This window comes from Chitinophaga sp. (genome assembly GCF_035564935.1).
In the GTDB taxonomy this organism is placed as follows: domain Bacteria; phylum Bacteroidota; class Bacteroidia; order Chitinophagales; family Chitinophagaceae; genus Chitinophaga.
On the sequence record NZ_DATMTE010000340.1, the window covers coordinates 1 to 4,904 of the forward strand.

The following is a 4,904-nucleotide window of genomic DNA, read 5'->3' on the forward strand; positions in this document are numbered from 1 at the left end:
TTCCGACTTGCTCATTGGGTCGGTGAAGAGGGTAGTAGTGTCTGGTGCGATAATAGGATTCTTTCCCGCCGGTCTTACAAAACCTCCCAAAGCCCAGTCCGGCAAATGGTTGGCAGATTGAGCGAAGGTAATTTGTGTGATGAAAAGCGATAGTAAAAGAATGCCGCTGAAATATCTTTTAATCATAATGTAGTCTTTATGCTTTTTGAATTAAGTGCTTCGGCAACCAGTAACGGAGCGGGCCCCGTCATTGTCCATGCGCCTTTATAACTATCTTTTGAACGCCGGTAAATGCATCGCTGACCAACCGGCCATCTTCATTTTTTAGCGTTAAATTAATAAAAGGTCCTCGGATCTGTAAGATGATCCGCGGACATTGGAAATATGGTCTGGTCAATAACCGGTATTTTGCGGATATTTCTCACCGGTAATGGTCCTGTCTATCTGGCTTTGTGGAATTGGCCGCAGCATATGTTTTTCCTGGATATTCACCCCTGCATCTGCGTTATGCAATCTTACGCGTTCCAGCAGTTTTTTTGTTCTTACTAAATCCAGCCAGCGGGTTTGTTCACCGGCTAACTCGCGTGCACGCTCGTCCAGGATATAGTCCAGTGTAACATCAGCAGGCGTAATGGACATGGCCGCCACGTTCCCGGTGGGATATGCTGCCCGCTCACGTACCACGTTAATATATTTGGCAGCGCTGGCATTATCACCAATATTGAAAGCTGCTTCCGCTGCCAGCAGGTAGGTTTCGGCCAGGCGGTAAGCAATAACCGGTCTTACCGATGGATCATTAATACTCGCCCTTTTGGTATCCTGGTATTTGAGCATGGTGGGATATAACTGCAGGGTATACTTCCGTGGAGGCACAAGCAGGTAACGTGTTGAATTAATCTCCCCGTCACTCACATCCACGCCGGGCATAAAAATAGCCGTATCGCCAAGGGCATATTTGGGAACACCATTTACCTTGGGGATTTTATCGGCAGAATTGGATAACCATACCGATTGAAATGTTTTGTAATACCGGGTGTCGTTTGTTTTATCGGCAAAGCAGGTATCGCTCATCCAGCGGGTGAGTTCTACGCGGGCAAACGGCCGGCCATAAGCCATAGAACGAACCAGGCCCGGGAAGTTTTCATATCCCATTACGTAGTGAAAATTTAATTCACTGCTGTTGTTGTTGTAAGTAAGATTGGTAGTATGTTGTACACTCCACAGTATCTCCTTGCTGGCCTCATTCCCTTCCGCATATACAGATGCAAAATCCGGTAGCAGCCCAAGGCCCAGGCTGCCGCTCTTATCAATCAGGTCTTTCGCGGTGGAGTATGCATTTTGAAAATCATCGGATTGTTTAGCGCCGGAGTATGCCCTGGTGAGATATACCTTTGCCAACAGGTGCGATGCCGCCGCTGCTGTAGCCTTACCAGGCAGTACGCCGTTTTGCACAGGACTCGGTGGTAATGCTTCAATCGCATCTTTCAGATCCTGGATAATGAAGTTGTAAACATCGGCAATAGGCGCCCTGGTGGCGCTTGTACCTGGCTCGGTAATAAAATGGGTGTTAAGTGTAACAGGACCCCAGAAACGGACCAGTATGAAATAATAATTTGCCCGTAAAAATTTGGCTTCTGCAACTTTCTGCTTAACAGTAGCAGCATCAAGGCCGGTAACTACAGGTCCGTTGTCGATGATACCATTACAATTATTGATGTAGGTGTAGCAGGCGTTCCAGATGCCCGATACCCAGCCACTGCTGGCGTCGAAGCTGCTTGAGTAAATATTGAAGTCGTTGTTGCCGCCACCGCCGGATTTGAACTCATCAGTGCCGGGTACGGTCATGGTCATAAAGTTTTCGGTTCCCCATATACTCCGGTTACCGGCGTACGCTGCATCCAGCCCCGACTGAAAACCCTGTGCTGTATTAAAATACTGTGGAATCAGCCCCGAATGCGGTTCTTCTATTAATTGTTTGTTACAGCTCAAACTTAAAAAAGTGATCGCTGCCAGTGGAATAGACTTATATATGCTAGATCTCATCATGATAAAAATTAAAATGTAACATTTAAACCAAACAGTATCGATTTATTCGGCGGGGTATCTACCCCCAGCGTACCGGCCGACTCCGGATCTACGCCATGAAATCGATTGTGTAACGGAGAAAATAAAATAATGGCATCATTCAAACTGCTATAAACCCGGAGTGACTGTACACGCATCCTCCCGGCAAGATGGGATGGCAGCGTATAGCCCAGGTTGATGGTCCTTATTTTAAGATAGGAGGCATCGTAATAGCCCAGGAGGTCGCCATAGGTGGGCGTACCTACGTTAAAATTAGGTTTAGGGTAAGTGTTTTCATGATTAAAGGGCGTCCAGTAATTAATATTCAGGTTGTTCATCTTCCCGTTTAACGCGTTTACGTTACTACCGGGCTGAAGCCAGTAGGCGATCTGCGTACCCCCTACCCGGTAGTTGGCCACCACCGTAAGGTCGATGCCACGGTAACTAAAACGGTTGGTAAAGCCTCCGAAGAACTTCGGCTGGCGCGAGCCAACAATGGTACGGTCGTTTGAGTTGATCACACCATCGCCGTTGAAGTCGGCCACTTTTATGGTACCAATCACCGAACCTGATCCAACCATGGTCAGGTTAAGCTTCCTGGCCAGGGCAGAATCGGCTGCGGTATTTTGCCAGATGCCCTCTCTTACATAGTTATAAAGTGCATCAATAGGAGCGCCCACAAACCGGTTATTGCCGATGTCCTGTGTTACCCCATTTTGCAGCGCCGTAATTTTATTGCGGTTAAAAGTGATGTTAAAGTTGGTGGTCCAGCCAAAATCTTTCCGGTCATCAGCCTTGATATTGGTAGAAGCAATATTGATCTCCAGCCCTTTATTTTCGGTTTTACCTACGTTGGCGAGGAACTGTTCGGTGTAACCTGTTGTAATAGGCAGGTTTTGCGGCAATATAAGATTGCTGGTGCGCTGCTGATAGGCATCCACAGATCCGCTGATGCGATCGTTAAACAGGCTGAAATCCACAGCAAGGTTCAATGTGGCGGTATACTCCCAGCCCAGTTTAGGATTGGGAACGTTATTGGGATAAGTGCCGGTAACGTTTGTGGAGCCGTAATTGTAATTGATGGCTGCCAGCCCGCCGAGTGTCTGGTAGGGAGCTACAGCGGCATTTCCTACTGTTCCGTAGCCTGCGCGTAATTTCAGGTTTGATATCGCAGGAATGTTTTTCATGAAATCTTCCTGGGTGATATTCCAGCCAACGGCTGCCGACGGGAATACATGATACTTATTCCCCGGCGCCAGGGTAGAAGAGCCATCAGATCTCATTGTGAGGGTTAACAGGTACTTGCTCTTATAATCATAGTTAACGCGTCCCATAAAGGAAACGATGTTAAACTTCGAGTAACTGCCGGAACCCTTGAGATTGGCGCCCAGCGCCGGATTAAAATATTGAATATAATCTGCCAGGATATTGTTGTAGCTGAAGGTGGTAGAAGCTTTATAATCTTCCTGGTAGCTAAACAGGCCGGTGGCTGTCAGGTGATGATTTTTGGCAAATGTGTTTTCATACACCAGCAGGTTTTCCAGGGTATAGTCGTGGTAATCGTAATTGGTATTTTTAGCGGTAGAAGGACCGCTCAGGTTCTGATAGGTAGCGCTGCCATAGAACTCGCCGTAGGTTTCGGGAGTAATTTCCACGCCCCCGTTAAAACGGTATTTAAGATGCGGTGTGATCTGGGCTTCCGCATACGCGGTAGTAAAGGTGTTGTACCTGGAACGGTTTTGAACAACCGCGCCTTCTTTCAGGTTGGCCAGGGGATTATATGTTAAAGAGCCGCCACCGGGGAATGGAATGAGATTGCCTTTCTCGTCGTAAGGAACGGTAAGCGGGCTGGAGGTAAGCGCCTGGGCTACGGGGTTGATGCTTTCTCCATTAATTTTACTTACCGTATTCAATGAGCTTACGCCGATCCTGAATATCTTACCCAACTGCTGGTCCACACTTACTTTGAAGGTATAACGTCTGAATGATTGGCCGGGAAACAGGCCGGTTTCGTCATAGAAACCTGCGGAAACTGCATATTTTGTAGTGGGTGTACCACCGGATACGCCAAGCTGGTGATTGGTTTTAAAACCGTTCTTGAAAATCAGCTTCTGCCAGTCGGTAGCAGTGCCGTTTTTCATACCGGCTAATTCGGCGGGCAGGAAAGTGATACCATCCGTATAGAATTTAGGATCGTCTATTCCGTTATAGGGATTAGGTGCGCCAATGGTGTTTGGGTTGTTTGCATTATAGTTGCCCCATTTTTTGTAGGTTTCATAAGCCTGGGTGTCCATCACGTCGTAGTAGCCGAGCGGGCTTACCACGCCGGCGTAACCGCTGTAAGTGACCAGGGGCGCGCCTGTTCTACCCCGTTTGGTACTGATAAGTATTACGCCGTTTGCACCTCTTGAACCATAAATAGCGGTGGCGGAGGCGTCTTTTAATATTTGTACGGCTACCACATCATCCTGGTTGAGGTCATTAATGTAGTTGCCGTTGAACGGTATGCCGTCTACAACATAGAGTACATCCGTGGCGGCGCCCAGGGAACGCCGTCCCCTGATAGAGATGGATGGCGTGGCGCCGGGATGGCTGTTGCCGCCGGCTTTTTGTATATCCAACCCCGGGGCCTGGCTTTGCAGCGCGCTTACCAGGTTACTTGCAGGTACGCTTTTGATAGCTTCTTCATTTATAGAGGCAATGGAGCCTGTAACATCCGCTTTCTTTTGCGAGCCATAACCCACCACTATTACCTCATTCAAAGCCGATGGCTTTTCAGCTAAAGTGACGTTGATCACCGTTTGATCATTTACCGCTATTTCCTGGCTTATAAAGCCAAC

Annotated in this window: 2 protein-coding genes and 1 pseudogene; all 3 read right to left on the bottom strand. The window is 47.9% G+C overall.

Annotated features, from left to right (window positions below; translation table 11 throughout):
* Positions 1-186, bottom strand: a pseudogene (locus VN105_RS08990) (hypothetical protein); the annotation flags it as partial.
* A gap of 207 nt (positions 187-393) precedes the next feature.
* Positions 394-2,043 (bottom strand): RagB/SusD family nutrient uptake outer membrane protein, encoded by a 1,650-nt coding sequence (locus VN105_RS08995; protein ID WP_325640012.1) that lies wholly within the window; start codon positions 2,041-2,043, stop codon positions 394-396.
* Between the two features lie 11 nt (positions 2,044-2,054).
* Positions 2,055-4,904 (bottom strand): SusC/RagA family TonB-linked outer membrane protein (locus tag VN105_RS09000; protein ID WP_325640014.1); only part of this gene is annotated, 2,850 nt, incomplete at its 5' end.